The sequence below is a fragment of the Gordonia tangerina genome (assembly GCF_021556435.1).
GTDB lineage: Bacteria > Actinomycetota > Actinomycetes > Mycobacteriales > Mycobacteriaceae > Gordonia > Gordonia tangerina.
The window spans coordinates 112,364-138,360 of sequence record NZ_JAKGCU010000001.1 but is presented as its reverse complement, the minus strand read 5'-3'; the positions used below and the strand labels follow the sequence as shown (position 1 = coordinate 138,360).

Here is a 25,997-nt window from a genome sequence, read left to right as displayed (position 1 = left end):
CCGAAGGGCAGGGTAGCCGATCTGATCTATCGGTCGGTGAAGCGTTCGGCGATGGCGTCGCCCTCGGCCTCTTCGGGGATGGTGTCGCCGGTGCGTTCTCGCCACTGTGCCAGGGTCTCTGCCAGGATGCGCTGTGTCTCGCGGTGTGCGGGATCGTCGACGAGGTTGTGCAGTTCCCCGGGATCGGCAGTGAGGTCGTACAGCTCGCGCGGCGGTCGCGGCTTCTGGGCGGCCGCCTGGTCTATCGAACGGGCCGAGCGGCTCTCGGCGATGTCGCGCGGCAGCTGCAGAGTGGGCCGTATGGCGTAGTTCTCGATGTAGGAGAAGTCTCTGGTGCGTACCGCGCGGATCGGATCGAATGCGTCGTGGTAGGTCTTCTCGGTGAAAACCTCGGTTCTGCATGGTGTTTCAGTATCGCCAACGATCGCTTCGGCATGCGACAGGCCGTCGACATCGTCGGGGACCGGCACCGACAACAGGTCCAGCACCGTCGGTACCAGGTCGACGCCCGACATCAGTCCGTCATGGCTGCGGGGCAGCAGGTCGCGGCGGCGCGGCGGGCGGATGATCAGCGCGATTCCCGTACCCGTTTCGTACAGAGTGGATTTCGCGCGCGGGAAGGCAAGTCCGTGGTCGGTGACGAAGACGATCCAGGTGGTCTCGTCGAGCCCGAGGTCGGCGACCGCGGCGAGCAGTCGTCCCACCGCAGCGTCGGCGGTCGCGATGGTGCCGTGCAGGCCCGCGAGGTCGGCGCGGACATCATCGGTGTCAGGCAGGAAGTCGGGGACGGTGATCGATGTCGGGTCCGCGGGCGGATACCGGTCCTCGGGGTATGGACGGTGGGCTTCGAAGAAGCCCGCGGTGAGGAAGAACGGCCGCTCGTCGGACACGCGCACGTGTTCGGTGAGCCACTCGGCTGCGCGGTCGCTCACCACGTCGCCACGGGTGTCGGAGTCGTCGACGGTGTCGAAGCCGAGGGTGGTGGCGTCGGCACTCTCGTGCTGCATCCCGATCAGCACCGTTCGGTAGCCCACCTGCGACAGCAGGAACGGCAGGGTGCGCACCCCGTCGCGGTACTCGAAACCGTGGTGCGCGAGGCCGATGAGCCCGGTGCTGTGCGGGTAACAGCCGGTGAACAGTGATCCACGCGCCGGCGAGCAGAGTGGCGCGGTGGCGTGCGCAGCCGTGAATCGAATTCCGTTGGCCGCCAACCCGTCCAGATGGGGACTGTTCACCCCGGCGGCCCCGTAGCACCCGAGGTGCCGGCCGAGGTCGTGCCAGTGGATCATCAAGACGTTCTCGCGCGGGGTCTCGCTGCTGCGGGCATCCGCAGCAGAGACGCCGAGGGATTGCGCAGTGGACATGACTTCCATGATGCGCGCATGAGGGTGATCAAGCCGCTCTTGAAGTTGAAGTCACCCTCAAATACAGTCCGGAGAGAGTGACCCAGACCACACGATTCGGCCGCCCGCCTGCGCAAAGGAGCCACATGAGCACCGTCAACACCGTCACCGGACCCGTCGATTCCGCTGACCTCGGCAATGTCCTCATCCACGAGCACGTCTTTGTCCTCGGCGAGGAGTATCGGCAGAACTACCAAGATGATTGGGACGAGGACGAGAAGATCGCCGAGGCAGTGCGCGACCTGACGGAACTCAAGGGATTGGGGATGGACACCATCCTGGATCCGACGGTGCTCGGGTTGGGCCGCTACATTCCGCGAATCCAGCGCATTGCCGAGCAGACCGACCTGAAGCTCGTGGTCGCGACCGGTTTGTACACCTACAACGACATCCCGTTCCAGTTCCATTACACCGGTCCAGGCCTGCTGTTCGACGTTGCCGAACCGCTGGTCACGTTCTTCGTCAAGGACCTGACCGAGGGAATCGCCGACACCGGGGTGAAGGCGGCATTCCTCAAATGCGCCATCGAGGAGCAGGGTCTGACGCCCGGGGTGGAGCGAGCCATGCGCGCCGTCGGACAAGCCCACGTGCAGACCGGGGCGCCCATCACCGTGCACACCAACCCGCACACCCAGTCGGGGCTGGTGGCGCAGCAGGTGCTCAAGGAGGAGGGCGTCGACCTGACGAAGGTCGTCATCGGCCACTCCGGCGACTCGACGAATTTGGACTATCTGATGCAGCTCGCCGACGCCGGCTCGATTCTGGGCATGGATCGTTTCGGACTGGATGTGCTGCTGCCGTTCGAGGAGCGCGTCAACACGGTGGCCACCCTGTGCGAACGTGGTTATGCCGACCGGATGGGCCTGGCGCACGACGCCGCCTGTTTCATCGACTGGTTCTCGCCGGAGGCCAAGCGCGAGGCGGTGCCCAAGTGGAACTATCGGCACATCAGTGAGGACGTGCTGCCGGCGCTGCGCGAGCGGGGTGTGAGCGACAAGGACATCCAGACGATGCTCGTCGACGTGCCGCGGCGGTACTTTGAGTGAGGGCCATACCGGTGATCGAGTAGCCCACGAACGCAGTGAGTGCGCGTACCCTCGGTGATCGAGTAGCCCACGAACGCAGTGAGTGCGCGCTCCCTCGGTGATCGAGTAGCCCACGAACGAAGTGAGTGCGCGTATCGAGATCACCACCCACACACAGCATGTCAGCCTGCGTGGTCTCGATACGCACCCTCGCCTAGCGGCTCGGATGCTACTCGACCACCGATTTGGGACGACGCCGACAGAACGGCCCGGACGGTACTCGACCACCGACGAAAGGCGACGCCGACTGAGGTCGACCACCGAGGGGTTCGAAAGCTACTTGCGGGTGAGGCCGAGGGCGTTGGCCCACAAGAGTGTTGCGGTGAAGACCAGGTCCTCGATGTCGTCGGCGCCGCCGACGCCCAGACTCTGATATGCCATCCGTGACACCATCCCCGATAGCGCCCGCGCGGCCTGCAAGGGGTCCAGGTCGGCGTCGGCGAGGCCGGCCTCCTGGAGTTCGCGGATGCCGCGGGCGTTGCGTTCGATGAACACCTGGCCGCGCTCAACCCGTTTCTGCCGGAAGTCCGGACTGATCCCGGCCACCTGTTCGCGCACCATCATGAGCTTGGCGTTGCGTCGATATGCCTGGAAGTAGGCGCGGTTGGCCGCTTCGATGGTCGCGATCGGATCATCGGAGTCCGGTTCGCCATGGGGCATCCCGGGATGCAGGATCTCCTCTTGGGCAGCGGCGAGCACCGCGTCGAGGATGTCCTCCTTCGAGTCGAAGTAGGTGTAGAACGAGCCGGTCGCGCAGCCCGCCTCCACCGTGATGTCGGTGAGGCGGGCGTCGGCGAACCCGTCTCGCTCAAAAACCGTTCGGGCTGCGACGATCAACGCCGCCCGGGTACGTTCACCGCGCGCGGTGAGCGGCCGCACGGTCATCGCGATACGAGCGCCTGATCCGACACACCCGCCACGGTCTCCTTCGCTGCGGCCGCCGCGTCGCGGTACGGACGCAGCTCACGCCGGGCGATGGCGCGCTTGTGCACCTCATCGGGGCCGTCGGCCAGCCGCAGCGTGCGAATGTGTGCGTAGGCCATGGCCAGCGGGAAGTCGTCGGTGACCCCGCCACCGCCGTGCACCTGAATCGCGCGGTCGATGATCTTCAGGGCGATGTTCGGCGCGGCCACCTTGATGGCCGCGATCTCGGTGGCGGCGGCCTTGTTGCCGACGGTGTCCATCATGTAGGCGGCCTTGAGCGTCAACAGACGAACCATCTCGATGTCGATGCGCGCCTCGGCAATCCAGTCCTGGATGTTGGCGCGCTCGGCGATGGGCTTGCCGAAGGTCACCCGCTGTGACGCCCGCGCGCACATCGCCTCGAGTGCACGTTCGGCGACCCCGATGGTGCGCATGCAGTGGTGGATGCGACCGGGACCGAGGCGGGCCTGGCTGATCGCGAATCCCTCGCCCTCACCTTTGAGCACGTCGGCGGCCGGAACGCGCACGTTGTCGAAGATCAGTTCGCCGTGGCCTTCGCGGTCGACGTAACCGAAGACCGGCAGGTTCCGCACAATGGTCAGTCCGGGTGCGTCGGTGGGCACCACCATCATCGACTGCTGTCGATGCGTCGCGGCGCTCGGGTCGGTCTTGCCCATGACGATCAGCACCTTGCAGTCGGGACGCATCACGTTGGACGCGAACCACTTACGCCCGTTGAGTACATACTCGTCACCATCGCGCACCATGGACATCTCCACGTTGGTGGCATCCGAGCTCGCGACGTCGGGTTCGGTCATGGCGAACGCCGACGCGATCTCGCCGTCCAAGAGCGGCTTGAGGTAGCGCTTCTTGTGCTCGTCGGTGCCGAACAAGGTCAGCACCTCGATGTTGCCGGTGTCGGGGGCGTTGCAGTTGAACACCTCCGACGCGAAGCCCACGTGTCCCATGATCTCGGCCAGCGGCGCGTACTCAAGGTTGGTCAGGCCCGGTCCCCACTCCGGATGCGGGTGGAAGAGGTTCCACAACCCGGCGTCCTTGGCCTTCTGTTTGAGCTCGAGCAGGATCTCCGGTGTTGCGTGCGGGTTGTCGGACTCGGCCATCTGCTGGGCGTAGACCGCCTCGTTCGGATAGATGTGGGCGTCCATGAATTCGAGCAGCTGCGCGCGATACTTCTCCGCACGTTCGGAGGGAGTGAACAGATCCATCGGATTCTCCTTTGTCGAGGGGTTCAGCTCTGGCCGGCCGAGGCGCCGGTTCACGGTTTCGCGGAGTCGACCAGACCCTGCTGGTAACGGCGCATGCCGCGCAGCCATCTGTCGTAGTCGGCGCCCTTGTGCCGATACATCTCGAGTACCTCGGGATGCGGCAGGATCAGGAAGCGCTCATCGCCGAGGGCGTCGATCACCACGTCGGCGACCTCGGTGGTGGTCAGCACCCGCCCGGCGGTCTCCACCGCTCGTTGCATGAGTACCGCGCCGTCGTCGGCCGGGATGTCGTCGGGGCGCAATAGCTTGGTATCGACACCCATCGGACACAGGCAGCTCGCCCGCACGCCACGATCGCCGTAGGTGACGTTGAGCCACTCCGCGAAACCCACCGCAGCGTGTTTGGTCACCGAATAGGTGGCCGATCCGAGTTGGGTGAGCAGGCCGGCCGCCGACGCGGTCGACACGAAATAGCCGGCACCGCGCTCCACCCATCCGGGGACGAGCCGCCGGGCCGCCCGGATGTGGCCCATCAGGTTGACGTCGATGACCTGCGCCCACTCGTCGTCGGTCACCTCGAGCCCGGGAGCACCACTGATTCCCGCGTTGGCGAAGTAGAGATCCACCGGCCCGAACTCTGATTCGGCGAGGGCGATGGTGGCCTCGATGTGCTCAGGGGAGGCGGCGTCACCGGCGATGGTGGCGATCGACCCGGGGGCGGACTCCGACAGCGTCGCTGCGACGGAGTCGAGTCCATCGGCCGCCAGGTCGGTGATCACCACCCGTACGTTGCGCGCCACGAGTGCCTCGGCCAGTGCTGCGCCGATACCGCCGGCGCCTCCGGTCACGATGGCCACCTTGCCGTCGAGCTCCATCACCACATCCTCGTCGTGGACGGTTGCGGCCGAGTGGCATCACCCGGTCGCGTCGGGTTCGGCTCGGAACCTACTTGAAGTTGCGTTCAGGTTCAAGTGCCGTTCAGGTGCCACACCGCTGTTCACCAGCGCAGAGGGAAATGACATCGACGATGTTCAACAATCAGGAACAATGTGTTTTCACAACTTCCGTTGAGAATTCTCAACTACCGTTGGGAAAAGAACAGATTCACATTACCGGGGTTAACTGAGACTTTGCTGGGGGAGAACCAAGATTTAGGTGACACCCGACTGGGTCATCCGTACACTTCGGTATATGGTGTTCGTGAGGATAAATTCTTCGGTGGTTGTAACGAATCACTGAGCGTCACCGAAACGCAGACCAGAGGATCGTCAAGCCCGCGGCGATCCCACGAGATCTGCCAGACCCCCCGAGCTTCGGCCGAGAGATCCAGGCCCCCTTTGGTTCTCACGGTCGTTGGTGTCCGTGTCCGTTACGTGTGGAAAGGAGGTGACAACCATGCTGTTCGACATCCTCAACGATTTCATCGGAGCTGCCCTCGCCTTCCTCGGCCAGTTCTACTGAGCCTGGATTGGGTAGTACGAACGCCCGGCCTCACCGACATTGCGTGATGATCAACGCAAACGAGAGTCGTTCCCCCCCTGTACTCTCTTTTCACTGATCAATCCCGTACTCATTTCTGAGTACACCTCCGAAACCGCTCGGGGTGAAGACTTGCCTTTTTCACTCCGAAGGTTCTCGGGCGGGGTATTCGCAACGGTGGTGAGTCCGGGCGTTTCGCCATCTCCCCGCTCCCTCGGGCACCCCCGGTCAGGGGGTCGTCCGACCAAAGCATGCCCATCGCTCCATGCTGTGATCTAGATTACACTTACGCGGGTAATCCCAGGTCACCGGAGGGAGGTGCGCCATGTTCAGTCTGATCGCCGATCTCGTGTACGGCATTCTCAGCGCCGTCGGCAACTTCCTCTGGTGATCGTCGAGACCGCCGGCCGGCGCAGTCAGGTCACTGCAGCGATCGCCCGGTCGGCGACCGTCGGGGCGACGTAGTCGATCGCCGGTAGGAGTGCCCGCAATGCCGCGGGCGCGACCGCGCCGGGTTGATGGGTCACCGCCCGCAGAGTCCAGCGCGCCGCGTCGTCAACCGTCAACGCGGTGACGTCGTATTCGGCGGTCGGGGAGATCATCTCGGTCCGCACCAGCGGGAAGTGCACATTTGTCGCGCGCACGTTCGGGTGTGGGCGCTCGGCGTTGAGGCTGCGTCCGAAGATCGCGAGCGCATTCTTGGACCCCGCATACGCGGAGAACCGGGGAAACGTGTTGGCCATCAACGCCCACGTACACACGTTCACCAGCTGCCCGCGGCCACGGGCGACCATGCCGGGCAGCAATCCCAGACTCAGCTGGACCGCGGCAAAGTAGTTGAGCTGCATCGTCCGCTGGTAGTCGTGCAGGCGGTCGGTCGAGTCCATGATGGAGCGGCGAATCGAGTGCCCGGCGTTGTTCACCAGTACGTCCACGTTCCGATCGGCGAGCTGAGCGAGCAGATCGACGATCGCGGACTCATCGGACAGGTCGCAGACGAGATACGCCGCTCCCGTCTCGTCGGACAGGGTCTGTAGTTCGTGCTCGCGGCGTGCCACCGCGATCACCCGCGCACCACGTTGCGCGAGCAACTGTGTGGTGGCCCTCCCGATCCCGGCCGACGCCCCGGTCACCACCACGGTGAGGCCGGCGACATCGCGGCCCGGCCCGGTCAGGGTCCGCTCCACTCGACCGGGCAGCAGCGTCCGCCTTTGGACCAGGTCGAGCAGGCCTGCGGAGAACGACGGCATTGCTGTCCTTTCGACGACCTCCCCGACGGTAGCGCGCAGAAATCTTGGCCGACACCGCCTACCTCGCCGACCAGGCCATCCACAGCGGCGACGGGGTCTTCGCGCCGCTGCAGCAGGTGCAGCCCGGCGCGCAGATCAGGCTCGACACCACCGCCGGCGCACGCACGTACCGTGTCGATGCGACCACAACCTACGAGAAGTGGAATCTCACCCGATACGACGAGGTGTGGCAGGCCGTGCCCGGGCGACTGATCCTGGTGACCTGCTTTGTCGTAACGGGCAGCCCACCGACGACGCTTATCTCGTCTATGCGTCGCCGATAGGACGAGCGTGAGGAGCGACATATTTCGGTAAAAGGAAAAATCCGACACATCTGCGAAACGAATGCGGGCCCGGTGTCGAGGGCCCGCATTCTTTGCGTATTCCGTGGAAACCGTCAGTGCATCAGAACGGCAGGATGTCCTCCAAAGATCCGAATCCGGTGGTGGGTGCGGTCTTGGCGAAATTCGTGGTGCATCCGTTGAATGTCACATTGTCGACGTACACCGTGTCCGGCACGGAGGAGGGCTGGCTCGAGATGCCGTAGTCGTCGACGACAGTGTTCGCGCCCGCCGCATCCGACAGTTCCTGCAGCGTGCCACGTGTGCCGCGGGGGAAGTTGTCACCCAGGTCGCGGGTGGCCCACCACTGATCGGAAGTGGTCGCATTGCGCTGGCCTGCATCCTCGGCGTTCGTGCTCCACACAAAGGTGACGAATCCATTGCCTTCGCCGGTGTCGGCGCCGGTGGAACGGATCTGCCAGTTGGCGTTGCCGCCCTTGCTCTCAAAGGTGAGCGGCTTACCCAGGATGTCGGAGAGCTTTACTCCGCCGGCCGAGTGATAGGACGCTTTGCGCTTGTTCGCCGCGTCGGTCTTCAGCTCCAACGATCCGTCCGTGTCGATGACGTTGGTCGCCGAGTAGGTGCCGGCCTGCCCCTGCTCGTCGGGCGCGGTGTTGCCCCAACCGTTGGTCTGGTTCTCGGCCGAGATCTGTGCGCATTGATTCGACCCGAGGCTGCCGGTGTCGGGTGCTGCCGTCGCGACTGCCGGAGAAATCATTGCGGCCGCCCCCAGTGCGCTGGCCACCGTCGCGGTGCGGACAAATCGACGCATCGGAAAGGTACCTCCATGGATTGGCTTCATTGGCATATCCGTGGGCCAGCGTATCAATTGTCGGCTGTGGCGAGTTCGCTTAAAAGGATGAATTCACGGACAGTTCCGATCACTACGATTATTCGGAATTGTCGGGTTCCGGGAGATTGCTCTATCACGCGGTCTAGCGCGAGTGAAGATCGTGACGGCACGGTACGGCGCAGTTCGCGGCTCTCTGGGACACTGTGCTGTCGTGACGCCACAGCCGCTGAGCGAACTGCCACACCCTGCCGGCCGCATCCCCGTCCTCGGCGACGTGACCTCGGTCGATCGCCACAAGCCCACCCAGCACGAGACCGAATTGACCCGCGAACTGGGACCGATCTTTCAACGCCTGCTGCTGGGTGAGCGGCTGATCGTGGTCGGCGGCGCGAAACTCGCCAATCAGACCCTCGACGAACGGAACTGGGGCCGAGCACTCGTCGGGCCTCTGGCAAAGCTGCGGGAGGTGGCCGGCGCCGGCCTGTTCACCGCGAAGACGAAGGACCCGCTGTGGGGTCAGGCCCGGCGCATCCTCACACCGGGTTTCTCCCAGACTGCGATGCGGACCTATCACGATGCGATGGCCAGCGTCGCAGCCGACCTGTCGGCCCAATGGGAGAAGGAACCTACGGTCGATGTGCATCAGGACATGACCGCCGCCACTCTCGAAGTGATCGGCCGAGCCGGGTTCTCCCAACGGATGGGCTTGCTGGGCGACACCGGTCAAGCGGTGACCGGGACCGAGGAGTTCCTCGAGGCGCTCGGCCGTGCACTCACCTGGGCGAGCGAGTCGACCAACGATCTACCCATCATCGGCCCGATCCGAGAGATGCTCAGTGCCCCCGGCCGCCACCGCGACGTCGCGACCGCCCGCCGATACGTGGAAACCATCATCGAGGACAGGCAGCGGGCGGGCGACATCGACACCACCGACCTGCTCGGGCTCATGCTGAGCACTCCCGACCTCGAGACCGGTGCCAGCCTGCCGCTGGACAACGTGCGCGATCAGGTGTCCTATCCCTTGCCGCGCAACGGGACCCGGAGGTGTGGGGCGACGACGCCGACACCTTCCGGGCCGACCGGTTCGTCGGCGAGCGGCTCACCGCCAGCTCGGACAAGTACTTCGCGCCATGGGGAACCGGCCCGCGCTCGTGTATCGGCCGCCAATTCGCGTTGCACGAGACGACGTTGCTCATCGCTGCGCTCATCTCGCGGTTCCGGCTGCACCTGGCGGACCCCGCCACGCAACTGTCCATGCGTGAACGGGCCACGCTGCGACCCGAGCCGTTCACCATCGTCGCGACGCGGCGGCGGTGACGGGAAGTACGCGGTTTGACCTGGCCTCTGTTCGGCCGCGTGCAACGTTGGCGTCGAAGCGTAAGCGCTGCAGTTCTTCTCGGGCAATGTGCCGGGGCGGATTCTGCTGTTCGAGTCGTTCACCCGACGCACGAGCAGCGCTTGGAGCACGCTTGTCACGTTCGGCGGTCTGGTCCGCCCTTTGGCCGTCTCGGACCGGTGGGGCACAGCCAAGGACAAAGCCGCAGTCCCAAGGAACTGCGGCTTCGTATTCTTACTTGCGGTTTCCCGCTCATGGTGGGCGAAGGGGGACTTGAACCCCCACGTCCCGAAGGACACTGGCACCTGAAGCCAGCGCGTCTGCCATTCCGCCACTCGCCCGTGGCTGTCTGCGTGAGACCCGAGAACGATAGCAAGGGGTACGGGGCGGAAGCAAAACGCGTCGCGTGAGGACCCAGCCGACGGAAACCAGCGCCCAGTCGACGGGGCGCCCTTCGTGTCACTCGCAAGCTCGCTCCTCAGGGACCGACGACCGCTCGCGAGCTCGCCGCCGCGTACCCACTCAACGAAAAACAGCGCCCAGTCGACGGGACATGGCGCCCACTCGACGGGGTTTGTGGACGTGGATGTATCGGTTCGTGATCGGAAATACACCCGTATGCGCTGGTCAGCGACGGTGTGGCAGGTAGGGTGAACACCACGACGTCGCTGTTGCTGATGTTGCGAACGTTGCTGCATTGACGTCGACCCAGGCTAAATGGTCAGAATCGGTATCATCTATCAAGGCCATACGCACGGCGACACGCCACGACCGTGTGCAGCAAGCCGCGAAGGGAGGGTCGCCGGTGGGTATTTTGCAGCGTATCGAACGCAAGCTGGAGGGCGCGGTCGACGACAGCTTCGCGCGTGTCTTCGGCGGCCAGGTCGCACCGCAGGAGATCGAGAACGGACTACAGCGCGAGGCGCAGGAGGGTCTGCGCGATCTCGGTGACGGCGCGATCCTGGCCCCCAACAGCTATCGATTGCAGCTCAGTTCCACCGACTTCAAGCACGTGGCGGCCGAGTACGAACTGAACCGCAAGACCTTCTCCAAGCACCTCGAGAACTTCATCTCCGACAACGGCTGGCAAACCTACGGCCGGGTCGTCGTAGAGTTCGACGAGTCCCCGTCATTGCATACCGGTATCTTCCGTGCCCACGGATCGGTGAATCCGGATGCCCGACCCAGACCGATGTCGCCCGGCCGACAAGATCCACCCGCAGCGCAGGCACCGTCGGCGCCGCACGCACCCCAGGCAGAGCAGCACCCCGAAAGTGCACATCGACAAGTAGGAGCCCCACAGATGACCAACAACCCCGGATATGACCAGCGCAGGGGGACCGACCCGGCGTATGACCAGGGTGGCCAGCAGGGTGGCTACGACTACCAGCAGGCCGGCGGCTATCCCCAGGGCTACGGCCAGCAGGGCTACGCCGACCAGGGATACGCACAGCAGGGCTACGGACAGCCCGGATATGACCAGGGCTATCAGCAGGGTTACGACCCGGCCTACGCCCAGCAGGGCGGCTACGACCAGGCCTACGCCGACCAGAACTACGGCCAGAGCTATGCCGACCAGGCCTACGCCCAGCCCGGCTACGAGCAGGGCTACCAGCAGGGCGGTTACGACCAGGGTGGCTACCAGCAGGCCTACGACTACCAGCCGGGTGACTACCAGCAGCAGGGCTACGGTCAGCCCGCCTACGGCTACGGCCAGGGCGGTTACGACCAGGGCTACGGCCGGCCGGGGTACGCGCCCGCGGCGATCACCCTGCTTCTCGAGGACGGCAGCAACCGCACCTTCCAGCTGCGGGAGGGCTCCAACATCATCGGGCGCGGCCAGGACGCCCAGTTCCGGCTGCCCGACACCGGCGTGTCGCGCCGGCATGTGGAGATCCGCTGGGACGGCTCCGTGGCGATGCTGACGGATCTGAACTCCACCAACGGCACCACCGTCAACGACCTGCAGGTCAGCAGCTGGGAACTCGCCGACGGTGACCGTATCCGCGTGGGCCACTCCGACATCACTGTCCGGTTCCAGTAGTCACCACGCATTCACCCGGTCGCTCACCAGGCGACCGGGCGTTGATACTGAACTGTCACATCTCAATGCAGGCGAAAACTCAGTCTGCCCATAAGATGCAGTCGGGTCCGTTTGTACGACCGGCGCCCGGGGTGGAACGCGTGGGCCGAGAAGTGATGGCGCTGGAGGTGAACACTTAGATGCAGGGCTTGGTGCTGCAGCTGACCCGAATTGGGTTCTTGCTGCTGCTCTGGCTGTTCGTGTACGCCGTCATCCGAACCCTGCGCGCCGACATCGCGTCTGCCGGCGGCAGCCGCTTGGCGCGCTATACGCGCGGCGACAAAAGGGATCGGTCGAGCGCGCGTACGGCCCGCGGCTCCGCGCGGTACCTGGTGGTGACCCAGGGCGCGCTGGCCAACACCCGGATCACGCTGGGCACCCAACCGGTGCTGCTCGGACGCGCCGACGACTCGACGCTGGTCCTCACCGACGACTACGCATCCGAACGGCACGCGCGGCTGTCGCGGCGCGGCGACGACTGGTACGTCGAAGACCTCGGCTCCACCAACGGCACCTACCTTGACCGCTCCAAGGTCACCACCGCGGTGCGGGTTCCGCTGAGCACGCCGATCAGGATCGGCAAGACCGTGATCGAGTTGCGCCCGTGACCCTGGTACTGCGCTACATCGCGCGAAGCGACCGTGGGCTGGTCCGCTCGAACAACGAGGACTCCGTGTACGCCGGTGCCCGGCTGCTGGCGCTCGCCGACGGCATGGGCGGTCACGCGGCCGGGGAGGTCGCCAGCCAGCTGGTGATCCAGGCGCTGCGCAGCCTCGACGACGACGAGCCCGGCGGCGATCTGCTGGCCCAGCTCGATCGCGCCACCCACAACGGCAACGCGGCCATCGCCGCCCAAGTGGAGCACTCCCCCGAACTCGAGGGCATGGGCACCACCCTCACCGCGATCCTGTTCGCGGGCAGCCGTATCGGCCTGTGCCACATCGGTGACTCCCGCGGCTACCTGTACCGCGACGACCAGCTCACCCAGATCACCCGCGACGACACGTTCGTGCAGACCCTCGTCGACGAGGGCCGCATCACCGCCGAACAGGCCCACACCCACCCGCAGCGTTCGCTGATCATGCGGGCGCTCACCGGTCAGGAGGTGGAGCCGACGCTGACCATCCGGGAAGCCCGCGCCGGCGACCGCTACCTGCTGTGCAGCGACGGCCTGTCCGACGTGGTGAGCGAGGAGACCCTCGCCGACACCCTCGGATCCATCACCGACTACAAGGAATGCGCCGACCGGCTCATCGAACTGGCGTTGCGTGGTGGCGGTCCCGACAATGTGACCGTCATCGTCGCCGACGTCGTCGACACCGAGTACGGCGATTCGCGACCCATCGTCGGCGGCGCCGCCGGTGGCGATGACGAGGGCTACACGCCCAACCCGGCAACCGCGGCCGGACGCGCAGCCGCCCTGCGGCCACCGGCCGAGAAACCGCAACGTCCCACCATCATGGCCGACGACGATCAGGCACCGCCGCACCGACCGTGGCGCCGTTGGGTGTTCGCCGGGACCGCGGTGGCCGTGATCGCTCTCATCATTGTGGGTGCGTTCATCACCCGGGCGATGGTGCGCAACAGCTACTACGTGGGCGCCGAGAACAACGAGGTGGTGATCTTCCAGGGCTCGCCGGACAAGGTGCTGTTCCTCGACCTCAGTTCAGCCAACCAATCGGTGTGCGTAACCGGTCTCGACCAGGAACAGCCGCAGGTGGAGTTCGTCGAATACGACACCTCAGACACCTGCACGCCGCTGCAGACGTCGGATCTGGCCGAACTCGATCGCAACGCCGTCGAGGGCAAGTCGATCCGCAACATGCCGCTGTCCGACGCCGAGGACCGCGTCGAGGCGCTCAACTTCCTGCCGCTGTGCCCGGAACCGCTGCCCGAGCCCACCCCGACACCCGCGCCGGTGCCCGGTCAGCCGGCCCCTCGGCCCTCCCCGACACCCGCCACCCCACCGGCCCCATCGCCGGCGTCGTCCACGCCCGCCTCGACCACGTCGTCGTCGCTGGCACCCCAATACGACAATGACGGCAACAAGATCTGCCGGGGCCACTAGATGAGTCAACCGTCCGCGACCGTTCACGCTCCGCCGCGCCAACCTCCCGAACAGACCGGCCGCACCGCCGAGATGCTGCTGCTCGGGTTCGCCATCGGCCTGGTGACCGTGGCGCTGCTCATCGTGCAGTCCGCCCAGGAACAGAGCCTCACCTGGGATCTGGCGAAGTACGTCGCCGCCTACACGGTGCTCTTCGGCGTCGCGCACCTGGTGGTGCGGCGCTACGCCCCACACGCCGATCCGCTGCTGCTGCCGGTGGTCGCGGTGCTCAACGGCCTCGGGTTGGTGCTGATCCACCGAGTCGACCTGGGTACCGGACCGACCGGTGAATCCATCAACGACTCCGATGTCACCCACAATGCCGACCAGCAACTGCTGTGGGCGGTCCTGGGCATCATCGCGTTCTCGGCGGTGCTGATCCTGGTGCGCGACCACCGCACCCTGTCGCGCTACGCCTACACGCTGGGCCTGGGCGGCCTTGTGCTGCTGATCATCCCGGCGATCCTGCCGTCGTCGATGTCGGAGATCAACGGGTCGAAGAACTGGATCATCCTGCCGTTCTTCTCGATTCAGCCCAGCGAGTTCGCGAAGATCCTGATCATCATCTTCACCGCGGCGTTCCTGGTGTCCAAGCGCGATCTGTTCACCACCGCGGGAAAGCACTTCCTCGGTATGGATTTCCCCCGCGCCCGCGATCTGGGACCGCTGCTGGCGGCGTGGTTCGTGTCGATCGCGGTGCTGGCCTATTCGTCGGATCTGGGTAGCTCGCTGCTGATCTTCTCCACCGTGCTGACGATGGTGTACGTGGCCACCGAGCGTGCCAGCTGGCTGGTGCTGGGCATCACGCTGTTCGTGATCGGCGCGTTGATCGCCTACCAGCTCTTCGGGCATCTGCAAGTGCGGGTGGAAGTGTGGCGGGATCCGTTCAGCGACTTCGACGGCTCCGGCTACCAGATCGGGCAGAGCCTGTTCGGTCTGGCCACCGGCGGCCTGTTCGGGACCGGCCTCGGCTCGGGCCGGCCCAACATCGTGCCGTTCGCCAACACCGACTTCATCATCGCCACCGTCGGTGAGGAACTCGGACTCACCGGGCTCGCCGCGATCCTGATGCTGTACCTCATCTTCGTGATGCGCGGCCTGCGCACCGGTATCGCGGTGCGCGACAGCTTCGGCAAGCTGCTCGCGACCGGCCTGTCGTTCACCATCGCGGTGCAGATCTTCGTGGTGGTCGGCGGCGTCACCAAGCTGATCCCGCTGACCGGTCTGACCACCCCGTTCCTGTCCTATGGCGGGTCGTCGCTGCTGGCCAACTACATTCTGGTGGCGTTGCTCATCCGGATCTCCAACGCCGCCCGCGAACCCGACCCCACGCGTCGGCGCCCGCCACCCAAGAGCATCGACTCGCTGCCCACCCAGGCGGTGCGCCGATGAACAAACCGATCCAACGGGTGTCCATCGCGGTGATCGTGATGGTGGTGGCCCTGCTGGCCAATGCCACCTACGTGCAGGTGTTCAAGGCCGACGCGCTGCGGTCGGACCCGCGCAACAACCGAGTGCTGCTCGATGAGTACTCGCGGCAGCGCGGCGCGATCACCGCCGATGGAGGTTCGGTGGTCGCGGTGTCGGTGCCCACCGACAGCCGACTGAAGTTCTTGCGCACCTACCCGCCCAACGGCGCCGACGCGTTCGCGCCGGTGACCGGTTATTACTCGTTCCAGTACGGCAGTTCCGGGCTCGAGTTGTACGAGAACTCGATCCTCAACGGCAACGACGACCGGCTGTTCGGGCAGCGGTTCATGGACATGTTCTCCGGCCGCGACCCGCGCGGCGGCAACGTCGTCAGCACCGTGATGCCACGCCTGCAGCGGGTGGCCTACGACGGCCTGCGCAACGGCTGCCAGGGCGGCTGCCGTGGCGCGGTGGTGGCGTTGCAGCCCAACACCGGCAAGATCCTCGCGATGGCGTCGTCGCCGAGCTACGACCCCAACAAGCTGGCCAGCCACGACCAGGATGTGCGCGAACGCAGCTGGGCAGCATGGAACCAGCCCGGCGACATCAACAACCCGATGCTCAACCGCGCCGTCAACCAGCTCTACCCGCCGGGTTCGACGTTCAAGGTGATCACCAGTGCCGCCGCGTTGCGCGACGGGGTGACCCCCGATGTGCGGCTGACCGCGGCTCCCCAGATCACCCTGCCCGACACGGCGACGTCGCTGAGCAACTACGGCGGCCAGACGTGCCCCGGGTCGTCGGGCGGAACCGTGTCGCTCACGCAGGCATTCGAGTACTCCTGCAACACGGCATTCGTCGACCTGACGACGACCAAGATGAAGGATCCGATCACCGTGTTCACTGAGACGGCGAATCGTTTCGGCCTCGATGAGGAACAGCCCGACACCCCACTGCCGGTATCGGAGTCCACCGTCGGCGCGATTCCCGACCTGGCCGCGCTCGGCCAGGCGTCGATCGGGCAGCGCGACGTGCGGGTGACGCCGATGCAGATGGCGATGGTCGCCGCGACGGTCGCCAATGGCGGCGTCCGGATGCAGCCCTACCTGGTGGACAAGCTCCAGGCCGCCGATCTGCGTACTCTGCAGACGACACAACCGACCACGATCAACGAACCGATCAGCTCCGATCAGGCGGCGACGCTGACATCGATGATGATCGACTCCGAACGCAACACCGCCGGCGCCGGCGGTCCGGTGTCGATCGCATCGAAGACCGGTACGGCCGAGCACTCCGCGACCTCCGACGTGGAATCGGAGACGCCGTACTCCTGGTACATCGCCTTCGGGCCGTCGGCGAACGCACAGGTCGCGGTGGCGGTTGTGGTGGAGAACGGTGACCTCGGTCCCGCCTCCACCGGCGGCGCGGTGGCCGCGCCGATCGGACGAGCTGTGATCAACGCGCTGGTGGGAGGTGCAAGCTGATGACATTGCAGAGCGGCACCACCATCGCCGACCGCTACCGGCTGATGCGTCTCATCGCCACCGGTGGCATGGGCCAGGTCTGGGAGGCTCTCGACGCCCGGCTCAATCGGCGGGTGGCGGTGAAGGTACTCAAGGCCGAGTACACCCACGACCCCGAGTTCACCGCACGGTTTCGGACAGAGGCACAGACCACCGCCAAGCTGAACCACCCGGGCATCGCCAACGTCTTCGACTACGGCGAGACACCCGATCGTGGCGGCGGTGAACCGCTGGCGTACCTGGTGATGGAGCTGGTCGACGGCGAACCACTCAACTCGGTGATCTCGCGGATGGGCCGCTTGTCGCTGAACAACACCCTGGACATGCTCGAGCAGACCGGTCGGGCGTTGCAGGCCGCGCACACGCAGAATCTGGTACACCGCGACGTCAAGCCTGGGAACATCCTCATCACCCCGACCGGGCAGGTGAAGATCACCGACTTCGGTATCGCCAAGGCCGTCGATTCGGCGCCGGTCACCCAGACGGGCATGGTGATGGGCACCGCCCAGTACATCTCGCCCGAGCAGGCCACCGGCGACGAAGCGACCGCCGCGTCGGACGTCTACTCGCTCGGTGTGGTCGGCTACGAGGCGCTGACCGGCCGCCGACCGTTCCTCGGTGACGGCGCGATCACCGTCGCCATGAAACACATCCGCGAGACGCCGCCGCCGCTGCCCAACGCGGTACCGGCCAATGTGCGCGAGCTGATCGACACCACGATGGCCAAGGACCCGAGGCAGCGGTATGCCAACGGTGGCGAGTTCGCCGACGCGGTGGCCGCGGTACGTGCCGGGCATCGTCCGCCGCGACCGGGTGCCATCGCCGGTGCTGCCGCGGCCGGAGCGGCCGGTGGGGCCGCTGCTGCGGCGGCCATGCGGCCGTCGGCGACCCGCGCGATGACCGGGTCGTCGACGCAACCGGCGACGGCGCGGACCTCGAGCCGCCCGCCCAGTCGACCGATGCCACCGGCCGACGACAACAGTTGGACGACCGGGCAGAAGGTGCTCGCCGGGGTGGCCGGCGCGTTGCTGGTCGCCGCGCTGGTGTTGATCGGCTACTGGCTGTTGAACATGAACTCGTCGTCGCCGGGGGTGCCCGCGACGTCGTCGACGACCACGGTGACCGAGACCACCACGGCGGTCCCGGAGACCACTGAAGAGCAGGTGGAGCCCGAACCGACCACCACGACACGTGAGCGGCCCACCACAACCGCCGAGACCACCACCGAGGAGACCACCACCGAGCCACCGCCCGCGCCGGACACCGCAGACACCACGGACCCGGGCGCGCCGACCGCAGAGAACCCGGTGTTTCCGACCTTCACGATCCCCGGCCTGTCGGGTCGATGAGGTGACGATAATGGTTGGGGTGTCGATGGGGATGGCAGCACACGAGCGGGTACCGCTCGGCCGCGGCCGGACCGTGAGCTGCGAAAGATGGTGAGCGCAACGTGATGTCGACGCCGCACCATCTGTCTGATCGGTACGAACTCGGCGAGACGCTCGGGTTCGGTGGCATGTCGGAGGTGCATTTCGCGCGGGACCTCCGTTTGCATCGCGATGTCGCGATCAAAGTGCTTCGCGCCGACCTGGCACGTGATCCCACGTTCTATCTGCGGTTCCGACGTGAGGCGCAGAACGCGGCGAAACTGAACCATCCGACGATCGTGCAGGTCTTCGACACCGGTGAGGCCGAGACCGAAGACGGTCCACTGCCGTTCATCGTGATGGAGTACGTTGACGGCGACACGCTGCGCGACGTGCTGCGGTCCAACGGGCCGGTCTCGCCCCGCCAGGCGATGACGTGGATGGCCGATGTGGCCGCGGCGATGGATTTCTCGCACCGCAACGGCATCGTGCACCGCGACATGAAGCCGGCGAACGTGATGATCGACAAGTCCGGCGCGGTGAAGGTGATGGACTTCGGCATCGCCCGCGCGATGAGCGACACCACCTCGACGATGACGCAGACGTCGGCGGTGATGGGCACCGCGCAGTACCTGTCCCCCGAACAGGCCCGCGGCATCAAGGTCGATCCGCGCAGCGACATCTACTCGATGGGCTGCGTGCTGTTCGAACTGCTCACCGGCGAACCTCCGTTCACCGGTGACTCCCCGGTCGCCGTCGCCCACCAGCACGTACACGAGGACCCGGCGTGGCCGTCGTCGATTCGCGAGGAGATCCCGCCGGCACTCGACTCGGTGGTGCTCAAGGCGATGAGCAAGAACCCGGCGAACCGGTATCAGTCGGCCGCCGACCTGCGATCGGATCTGATCAAGGTGCTCGCCGGGGGTCGGCCGTCGGCGCCGATGCTGATGTCGGATGCCGACCGCACCGAGTTCATCGACAGCACCGCGCGACGGTCCCTGACCGACTCCGGACCCCGTCGTGCGGTCAGCGGCGGCTCGCATCGCCGTGAGGACGACACCGGCGACGTCGATCCGCCGGTGCGACGACGGCGCCTCGGGCTGATCGTCGGGACGGCGGTGGCCGCGGTGATCGCACTGGTGGCCGGTCTGCTGCTGTGGTCCCCGTGGGGTTCGGACACCGCCGCCCAGATCCCGGTGCCCGCGGTGGTCGGCAAGACGTCGGCGGAGGCCCGCGACAGTCTCGAGGCCGCCGGGTTCACCGTTCAAGAACTCGAAGAGCCGAGCCTGGAGGTGGCGGCCGGTTCGGCCACCCGATCCACGCCCGCAGAGAACGTGCTGGCCGCCGAGGGCTCCGAGATCACCCTTTACATCTCGACCGGTCCGCAGCGTCACCAGATGCCCGACCTGCGTGGACAGACCCCCGACGAGGCGACCGAGGCCTTGCGGGTGCTCGGATTCTCCAACGTCAGGACCGACCGGGTGGATTCGACCGGCGAACTGAAAGACAAGGTCGTCGGCACCACCCCGCCGGTGGGGGCCGAGGCGCCCGTCAACGGCGCGGTCGTGGTGCACGTGGGTAACGGTCCCAAGGAGATCACCGTGCCAGATGTGACCGGGCAAACCGAAGACGAAGCGCGCACCGTGCTCGAACAGGTCGGTCTGCAGGTGGTCAGTGTGGCCGGCGATTCCGAACTCCCGGCCGGGCAGGTGGTGAGCAGTTCGCCGTCGGCCGGTGAGACGGTGGAGCAGGGCACGACCGTGCAGATCGTGGTGTCGCGCGGCAATATGTTCGTGATGCCCAACCTGCGCGGTCAGACCCTACAGCAGGTCCGCGCCAGCCTGGCCGACGCCGGTTGGGGGGACGGGACGCTGAACCGGACCGATCGCAATGTGCCCATCACCAGCCCCGACAACGACAAGGTGCTCAGCCAGACCCCCGCTCCCGGCTCGCGGGTGCGCAAGGGCGGCTCAGTTTCGGTGGTGATCGGTCAGGCGAGTCTGCTGCCGGGCTGAGCCGCAGCGGAGCCTCAGGCGATCGCGGCGGCCATCTCCGATTCCAGAACGGCGACGCGAGATTCGGGGATGTCGATGCCGCAGACGGCCAACCAGTTGGCCAGCATGCGGTGTCCGCCCTGGGTGAGCACACTCTCCGGGTGGAATTGCACGCCGTGGATGGGGAGCTCGCGGTGGGCCATCGCCATCACGATGCCCGACTCGGTCCGGCCGGTGACGATCAGTTCGTCGGGAATCGTGTCGGGCACCACGGTCAGCGAGTGATACCGGGTCGCGGTGAACGGGCTGGGGAGTCCGGCCAGTACGCCCACGTCGTCATGGATCACCTGCGAGGTCTTGCCGTGCAGGAGTTCGGGAGCGCGGTCCACGGTGCCGCCGAACGCCGCTCCGATGGCCTGGTGACCCAGGCAGACACCCAGCAGCGGCATCCCGGACTTCCGGGCCACACCGACCAGTGGGATGGTGGCCCCGGCGCGCTGCGGGGTGCCTGGGCCCGGGCTCAGCAACACGCCGTCGAAACCCTCGACCGCGGCCGCCGGATCGGCCAACTGTGGATCGTCGTTGCGCCACACGACGGCTTCCACACCAAGCTGGCCCAGATACTGGACGAGGTTGTAGACGAAGCTGTCGTAGTTGTCGATGACGAGGATGCGACCGGCTGACGACCCCGATCCCTCGCGCACAGGCGGCTGATTCACCCCGTCAGGCTACCTTGGGCGACCCGGCGGCAGTCCATCGGATTTGCGCCGCCCCGCGGTGGCCGTGCGCGACGTTGCCGGGTCGGCGACCTGGTGAGATACCGTAGAGACACACCTTTGCGAGCGGCGGACCCACTGTCAGGGAGTCATCCCGGTACCGTCGCGACCGACCGACAGCCCGATGAGCTGTTCAGCACTACAGAGGAAGTCATGCCGAAGTCAAAAGTCCGGAAGAAGACCGATTACACCATCAACCCGGCAAGTCGGACGCCGGTGAAGGTGAAGGCGGGTCCCTCCAGCAACATCTACGTGTGGATCATGCTCGGCCTCATGTTGATCGGGCTCGCCTGGCTGATCGTGTTCTATCTCGTCGCCACCCCATCGGCGCTGGGCGCCGAAGGCAAGGCGCTGCACTGGATGTACGAGCTGGGTCCGTGGAACTTTCTGATCGGATTCGCCCTGATGGTGGTGGGTTTGCTGATGACCATGCGGTGGCGTTGACGCGTGCGCGAAACGGACGCTCGATCCGTCCACAGCACCTACTCACATGTGTGTAATTCATCCACACTGTGGAAACCACATGTGTGTAAGTCATCCCCACTGTGAGTAAAGCCTGTGGATAACTCAGCCCATCTATCCACAAATGAATGGGCCACCCCTCGGCCGGCCGCGGTCGCGCTGGGCATCGGTGGTGTGATCCTGTTGGTGGCGGCGGTCTGGGCAGCCGGAGACCCGGCCGGTCTGGTGCTGATGGGCGCCGCCGGACTACTGCTGTTGGGATTTTCCGGCTACGCGCTGCTCATCCGCCCGCGGCTGGCGGTGATCACCGCGCCCGACGGCCGACCGGCGATTCTGGTGCGCACCATCGGCGGCGCGCACACCTATCCGCGAGACCGGATCGATCGGATTCGGTTGCTCGACTTCCGCCGTATCGGCCGTCGGACCGGCCAACTGGAGTTCGATTTCCTGCAGCACGATGCGCCGACAACCGCCTCGGCGGATGACGCGCTGCGCGACGACACCCGCCTGGTGGTATTCAGCCGGTGGGATCTGGGTGCCGACCTCGGCGCGGTCGCCGAGGACCTGCGCCGGGCCGGCTTCGTGGTCGACGACCAACGCGCCTGATCCCCGGCCGCCGCGGCAAGCTCAGCCGACGAAGACGCGGATCCCGGTGTATGACATCGCGACCACGACACTGACGGCCAATGCCAGTACCAACAGGGCGGCGATGACGATCCACCCGATCCGGGAGGCGGCGGCCGCCGATCGACGCTCGGGCGACAGCAACCATCGGGGTGCGAAGATGATGCCCGCGGTGGCGGCCGCGCCGAACAGCAGACCACCGACGTGGGCCAGCAACGAAATGCCCGGAATGGTGATCGACAGGACCAGGTTCAGCACGATGATGGAGATGACCGGTGTCGGGGACACCCGGGCTCTGAGGACCACGATGAGGACCGCACCCATCAGGCCGTAGATGGCTCCCGACGCCCCGGCGTTGATCGAGATGTCGGGCCCGAACGCCATCACCGCGGCACTACCGCCCAGCAGCGAGGTGACATACACCCCGAGATAGCGCGGGATGCCGATGGCGATCTCGAGGTCACGGCCGAGAATGAACAGCGAGATCATGTTCACCGCGACGTGGGTGATCGAGAAGTGCAGGAACCCAGCGGTGAACAGTCGCCAGTACTCGCCGTCGGCGACCAAGGGTTTCACCAGCGCGAGGTCGACGAACAGCCGCGAGTTCAGCATGTCGAAACCGCCGGCCTGCAGCGCACACAGCGCGAAGATGACCAGGTTGATCGCGATCAGCGTGTAGGTCGCGTACGGCCGGGAGGCCACCGGACCGGCCACCATGGGTCGGATGCCGCGATCACCGAACGTCGGGGCGGCCACGTTGCGTTGGACACCGTCGTTGCGCAGACATTCCACGCAGTGCTGTCCGACGGCGGCCGGTCGGAGGCATTCGGGGCAGGCCGGTCGCCCGCACCGGCTACACGACAGGCCGGTGGGACGATCGGGGTGCCGAAAGCACACCGCAGGCGGACCTGCGGTGTACTGCGGACCGGGGTACTGCGGGCCGGTCAGTTGATTTCGATCTTCTCGATGACGACCTCGTCGAGCGGGCGGTCGGCACGATCGGTCGACGTGGTGGCGATGGCGTCGACGACCTGCTGCGACGCCGGGTCGCTGACCTCACCGAAGATGGTGTGGCGACGGTTGAGGTGCGGGGTGGGGCCCACGGTGATGAAGAACTGCGACCCGTTGGTGCCCGGTCCGGCGTTGGCCATGGCGAGCAGATATGGGCGATCGAACTGCAGTTCGGGGTGGAATTCGTCGGCGAACTGGTAGCCGGGCCCGCCGCGGCCGGTGCCGGTGGGATCGCCGCCCTGGATCATGAAGCCCTCGATGACGCGGTGGAACACCGAGCCGTCGTAGAACGGGCCGCTGTCGCCGCCGGAGGCGTTCGGCTGGCTGTAGTCCTTGGAGCCGTCGGCGAGGCCGGTGAAGTTCGCGACCGTCTTGGGTGCGTGATTGCCGAACAGTTCGACAACGATGTCGCCGCGATTGGTGTGCAGGGTCGCGGTCTGCTTCTGAGTAGTCACATCACCATCCAACCATTTTCCGCGACGAGGGGTTCCCGGCCGGTTACCGCGGGTCACACGCCCCGATCGCAACACACCCGAGATGACAGGCGACCCGAGCGGCTGGCACGCTGGTGGGCATGTCGAACAAGTACGTGTGGGCGGGCGTGTCGAGTGCTGCTGCGCTGATCGCCACAGCGGTCACCGTCGGCGTCGTGCGCCGCTCCCGCCGGGAGCCGCCACCGATTTCGGCCACCGTGCCCCGCGTAGAGGATCTGCGCACAGTCACCGACGGCGGGGACCCGGATTCCGCGGCGTCGTGATCACATGGCGGTCCTGACGAGCGTGCCGGCCGGGTCCCCCGCGGCGCCGATGGGTGTCTGCACGGTCACCGACCGAACAGCGGCGACGCGGAAACGGTAATTTGGAACAGTGACCTCCGACGACACCTCGCGTCCGAACTCTGATCCGGGCGCCCCCCGGAGCAGCGCGGACGCCGACGGCGACGCCTCTGCGAACACCCCGGTGTCGGCGCCCTGGGAGCGGCCGCCGACGGCACCCGTCACGTCGTCGGGATCAGCCCCAGCGCATGTTACGCCGCCACGCGGCCCGAATTCGCCACCGCAGAACCGTCTCAGTCCGCGGCCGCCGCAGTCGGGTGGTCCACAGTCGGGTGGTCCAGAGTCGGGTGGTCCGCAGTCGGGTGGTCCGCAGGGTCCGGCTCGACCGGCGCCGCCACGCGGTCCGGGCGCACCGGGTCCTGGACCCGGCGGACGTCCGGGACCGCAGCGTGGTCCGGCCAATGGCATCCCGCCGTGGTCCACCGGTCCGGGCGGGCGCAACACTTCGCCTCCGATGCGGGGCGGCCCGCCACCGCCTGGCTATCGCCCGCCGCCCGGTCGACGCCCCCCGCCCCCCGGCGCGCCTGGAGGTCCGCGGCCCGGGCCGCCGAATGCGGGTGCCCCGGCTCGGCCGTACGGAGCCCTGCCGCGTCCCAGCGGCAATTCACCCGGTGTCTTGCCTCCGGGTGATCTGCCCACCCGAACGGTGTCGGTTCCGACCATCGCCGACGACCCGGTCACCGCCCGCGTCACGCGGGACCCGGAATCCGCCGCCGAGACCGAAGTCCGTCCGTCCGCGCCGGCCACGGAGTCCGACGACTTCCGGCCGCTGCACGGACCTGCCGCCGCAACCGCCGCGGCGACGGCGGCCGGCACCGAGGGTTCGGAGCCGACCAAGCCTCCGCAGGCGTACTCCAGCATCAGCATCGACGACGACAAACGCCCGGAGGAACAGGTGCCCACGCGAAATCAGCCGACCCGAACAGGGCGATCGGCGAAGCCGCGTGGCACCAACCGAACAGCGATCTGGGCGCTGGTCCTCTCGATCCTGGGTATCACCTCACCCGTCGGGCTCTACCTCGGTTACCGTGCGCGGACGCAGATCGCGCGAACCCGCGAACTGGGCGAACCGTTTGCGCGCGTGGCGATCTGGATCGGCTGGCTGTACCTGGTGGTGATCGTTCTGGGGCTACTCACGTACTTCTGGATCGCCGGTCAGGGGTCTTAGGACCGCCGTGCGGCTGTTCGCGTTGTCAGCGGGTGTCGCCTATCGACGCACTGTGGCCGCGGCCAGGTCGTGGATCGACTGCCGCGTCGCGGGTGAGAATCCCTGTTGCGCAGCGTTGTCGAGGGCCGTGCCGGCTCCCAGCACGGGTTCGTAGTCGAGGCCGATCACGCCGGCCACCTCACCGGTGACGGCGTCGGTGAGCATTCCGGTCAGCGCCTGGTGGTTCAACGTCGGTACCTGGCAACAGATCACCACGATCGTGCGGCGCAGAACCCCGGCGTGCTCCCACTCCGAGAACACCTCGCGGGAGCGGTTGAGCAGATCGGGTCGCGGGCCGACCACCAGAACGGGTGTGACATCGGCCAGGTCCGGCGAGCACAACTCGGGTAGCGCGGTCAGCGGCCGAGCTCCCGCATCCACCACCGGTACCGCGCCGAAACGCCAGGTGTGCAGCACGACGTCGGTGATCGCGGCCTCCGGCGCCGGCAACAGTCCGGTGCCGGCCGCGGTCCGCAGCAGCGCCTCGTCGCCGGTGGCCCGCAACCGCTGATGGAGGTCACCGTCGTTGCCGGCGGCATCCACCCACCACGACGCGCCGCTCAGGGACGTGCTCGCGCGGTATTCGGCCAGCAATGCGGAGATGACCGACGTGCCCACTCCCCCGGCGGTGCCGCAGACGACCACGCTACGTTCGCTGTTCGACGGTGGCGGGATGGGACCACCGTGTCCCTGCATGTCCTCGGTCATCGTCTCTTCCGAAC

At 66.5% G+C, this 25,997-nt stretch carries 25 protein-coding genes, 1 tRNA gene and 1 pseudogene; 15 read left to right on the top strand and 12 right to left on the bottom strand.

Translation table 11 applies throughout. From position 1 onward, the window contains the following. Positions 1-26: 26 nt before the first annotated feature. The gene (locus L1892_RS00615) at positions 27-1,364 is read right to left on the bottom strand and encodes a sulfatase family protein (RefSeq protein WP_235721512.1); all 1,338 of its coding nucleotides are present in this window, start codon (positions 1,362-1,364) and stop codon (positions 27-29) included. A gap of 125 nt (positions 1,365-1,489) precedes the next feature. On the opposite strand from L1892_RS00615, the gene L1892_RS00610 reads away from it, so the two are divergent. Beyond that, positions 1,490-2,449, top strand: coding sequence for a phosphotriesterase family protein (locus L1892_RS00610; RefSeq protein WP_235721511.1), 960 nt, complete (start codon positions 1,490-1,492; stop codon positions 2,447-2,449). A gap of 315 nt (positions 2,450-2,764) precedes the next feature. Here L1892_RS00610 and L1892_RS00605 read toward each other — a convergent pair whose 3' ends face one another. The 4 genes from L1892_RS00605 to L1892_RS00590 all read right to left on the bottom strand — a co-directional run bounded on the left by L1892_RS00605 (position 2,765) and on the right by L1892_RS00590 (position 7,367). Further along, the gene (locus L1892_RS00605; RefSeq protein ID WP_235721510.1) at positions 2,765-3,373 is read right to left on the bottom strand and encodes a TetR/AcrR family transcriptional regulator; all 609 of its coding nucleotides are present in this window, start codon (positions 3,371-3,373) and stop codon (positions 2,765-2,767) included. After that, positions 3,370-4,638, bottom strand: a complete 1,269-nt coding sequence (locus L1892_RS00600; protein ID WP_235721509.1) for an acyl-CoA dehydrogenase family protein — start codon at positions 4,636-4,638, stop codon at positions 3,370-3,372. Before L1892_RS00600 ends, L1892_RS00605 begins: the two co-directional genes overlap by 4 nt. Positions 4,639-4,688: 50 nt before the next feature. Next, entirely contained in the window at positions 4,689-5,513 is an 825-nt protein-coding gene (locus L1892_RS00595) for an SDR family oxidoreductase (RefSeq protein WP_235721508.1), read from the bottom strand. Between the two features lie 1,020 nt (positions 5,514-6,533). Beyond that, on the bottom strand, positions 6,534-7,367 hold the full coding sequence (locus L1892_RS00590) for an SDR family NAD(P)-dependent oxidoreductase (RefSeq protein WP_235721507.1): 834 nt from the start codon (positions 7,365-7,367) through the stop codon (positions 6,534-6,536). Between the two features lie 44 nt (positions 7,368-7,411). On the opposite strand from L1892_RS00590, the gene L1892_RS00585 reads away from it, so the two are divergent. After that, complete coding sequence (locus L1892_RS00585; RefSeq protein ID WP_235721506.1) at positions 7,412-7,690, top strand: sortase family protein; 279 nt, start codon at positions 7,412-7,414, stop codon at positions 7,688-7,690. A gap of 121 nt (positions 7,691-7,811) precedes the next feature. Here L1892_RS00585 and L1892_RS00580 read toward each other — a convergent pair whose 3' ends face one another. After that, positions 7,812-8,519 (bottom strand): hypothetical protein, encoded by a 708-nt coding sequence (locus L1892_RS00580; protein ID WP_235721505.1) that lies wholly within the window; start codon positions 8,517-8,519, stop codon positions 7,812-7,814. 172 nt (positions 8,520-8,691) lie between these two features. Between L1892_RS00580 and L1892_RS00575 the strand changes: the two are divergent. Next, positions 8,692-9,492 (top strand): annotated as a pseudogene (locus L1892_RS00575) (cytochrome P450); the annotation flags it as partial. A 92-nt stretch (positions 9,493-9,584) separates the two neighbouring features. After that, positions 9,585-9,857 carry a cytochrome P450 gene (locus L1892_RS00570; protein WP_235721981.1) on the top strand — a complete coding sequence of 91 codons (273 nt, stop codon included), beginning with the start codon at positions 9,585-9,587 and terminating at the stop codon, positions 9,855-9,857. A 274-nt stretch (positions 9,858-10,131) separates the two neighbouring features. Here L1892_RS00570 and L1892_RS00565 read toward each other — a convergent pair. Continuing rightward, positions 10,132-10,217: transfer RNA gene (locus L1892_RS00565), tRNA-Leu, on the bottom strand. A gap of 464 nt (positions 10,218-10,681) precedes the next feature. On the opposite strand from L1892_RS00565, the gene L1892_RS00560 reads away from it, so the two are divergent. The 7 genes from L1892_RS00560 (at position 10,682) to pknB (ending at position 20,381) form a co-directional block, all read left to right on the top strand. Then, the gene (locus L1892_RS00560; RefSeq protein ID WP_235721504.1) at positions 10,682-11,920 is read left to right on the top strand and encodes an FHA domain-containing protein; all 1,239 of its coding nucleotides are present in this window, start codon (positions 10,682-10,684) and stop codon (positions 11,918-11,920) included. A 179-nt stretch (positions 11,921-12,099) separates the two neighbouring features. After that, positions 12,100-12,567 (top strand): FHA domain-containing protein FhaB/FipA, encoded by a 468-nt coding sequence (locus L1892_RS00555; RefSeq protein ID WP_235721503.1) that lies wholly within the window; start codon positions 12,100-12,102, stop codon positions 12,565-12,567. Beyond that, positions 12,564-14,027 (top strand): PP2C family protein-serine/threonine phosphatase, encoded by a 1,464-nt coding sequence (locus L1892_RS00550; RefSeq protein ID WP_235721502.1) that lies wholly within the window; start codon positions 12,564-12,566, stop codon positions 14,025-14,027. Before L1892_RS00555 ends, L1892_RS00550 begins: the two co-directional genes overlap by 4 nt. Beyond that, the gene (locus tag L1892_RS00545) at positions 14,028-15,458 is read left to right on the top strand and encodes an FtsW/RodA/SpoVE family cell cycle protein (protein ID WP_235721501.1); all 1,431 of its coding nucleotides are present in this window, start codon (positions 14,028-14,030) and stop codon (positions 15,456-15,458) included. After that, positions 15,455-16,960, top strand: a complete 1,506-nt coding sequence (locus L1892_RS00540) for a penicillin-binding transpeptidase domain-containing protein (protein WP_235721500.1) — start codon at positions 15,455-15,457, stop codon at positions 16,958-16,960. The genes L1892_RS00545 and L1892_RS00540 overlap by 4 nt, the downstream gene beginning before the upstream one ends. Further along, positions 16,960-18,348 carry a protein kinase domain-containing protein gene (locus L1892_RS00535; RefSeq protein ID WP_235721499.1) on the top strand — a complete coding sequence of 463 codons (1,389 nt, stop codon included), beginning with the start codon at positions 16,960-16,962 and terminating at the stop codon, positions 18,346-18,348. The genes L1892_RS00540 and L1892_RS00535 overlap by 1 nt, the downstream gene beginning before the upstream one ends. Before the next feature lie 104 nt (positions 18,349-18,452). Continuing rightward, positions 18,453-20,381 (top strand): Stk1 family PASTA domain-containing Ser/Thr kinase, encoded by a 1,929-nt coding sequence (gene pknB, locus L1892_RS00530; RefSeq protein ID WP_235721498.1) that lies wholly within the window; start codon positions 18,453-18,455, stop codon positions 20,379-20,381. Positions 20,382-20,395: 14 nt separating this feature from the next. Here the strand turns inward: pknB and L1892_RS00525 are convergent, their stop codons facing one another. Further along, complete coding sequence (locus L1892_RS00525; protein ID WP_235721497.1) at positions 20,396-21,079, bottom strand: aminodeoxychorismate/anthranilate synthase component II; 684 nt, start codon at positions 21,077-21,079, stop codon at positions 20,396-20,398. 210 nt (positions 21,080-21,289) lie between these two features. Between L1892_RS00525 and crgA the strand changes: the two genes are divergently transcribed. Together crgA and L1892_RS00515 are read left to right on the top strand one after the other, a co-directional pair. Next, entirely contained in the window at positions 21,290-21,580 is a 291-nt protein-coding gene (gene crgA / locus L1892_RS00520) for a cell division protein CrgA (RefSeq protein ID WP_235721496.1), read from the top strand. A gap of 114 nt (positions 21,581-21,694) precedes the next feature. After that, positions 21,695-22,204 carry a PH domain-containing protein gene (locus L1892_RS00515; RefSeq protein WP_235721495.1) on the top strand — a complete coding sequence of 170 codons (510 nt, stop codon included), beginning with the start codon at positions 21,695-21,697 and terminating at the stop codon, positions 22,202-22,204. A 21-nt stretch (positions 22,205-22,225) separates the two neighbouring features. Here L1892_RS00515 and L1892_RS00510 read toward each other — a convergent pair whose 3' ends face one another. After that, a complete protein-coding gene (locus L1892_RS00510) occupies positions 22,226-23,170 on the bottom strand; it encodes a rhomboid family intramembrane serine protease (RefSeq protein WP_372474946.1) in 945 nt (314 codons plus the stop codon). After that, positions 23,167-23,688 (bottom strand): peptidylprolyl isomerase, encoded by a 522-nt coding sequence (locus L1892_RS00505; protein WP_235721493.1) that lies wholly within the window; start codon positions 23,686-23,688, stop codon positions 23,167-23,169. Before L1892_RS00505 ends, L1892_RS00510 begins: the two co-directional genes overlap by 4 nt. A 119-nt stretch (positions 23,689-23,807) precedes the next feature. On the opposite strand from L1892_RS00505, the gene L1892_RS00500 reads away from it, so the two are divergent. Then, a complete protein-coding gene (locus L1892_RS00500; protein ID WP_235721492.1) occupies positions 23,808-23,990 on the top strand; it encodes a hypothetical protein in 183 nt (60 codons plus the stop codon). Here L1892_RS00500 and L1892_RS00495 read toward each other — a convergent pair whose 3' ends face one another. Continuing rightward, entirely contained in the window at positions 23,991-24,233 is a 243-nt protein-coding gene (locus L1892_RS00495) for a hypothetical protein (protein WP_235721491.1), read from the bottom strand. A gap of 451 nt (positions 24,234-24,684) precedes the next feature. Here L1892_RS00495 and L1892_RS00490 point away from each other — a divergent pair, with 451 nt between their 5' ends. Further along, on the top strand, positions 24,685-25,236 hold the full coding sequence (locus L1892_RS00490) for a DUF4190 domain-containing protein (protein ID WP_235721490.1): 552 nt from the start codon (positions 24,685-24,687) through the stop codon (positions 25,234-25,236). A gap of 39 nt (positions 25,237-25,275) precedes the next feature. Here L1892_RS00490 and L1892_RS00485 read toward each other — a convergent pair whose 3' ends face one another. Then, positions 25,276-25,983, bottom strand: a complete 708-nt coding sequence (locus L1892_RS00485; RefSeq protein ID WP_235721489.1) for a hypothetical protein — start codon at positions 25,981-25,983, stop codon at positions 25,276-25,278. Positions 25,984-25,997 lie beyond the last annotated feature (14 nt).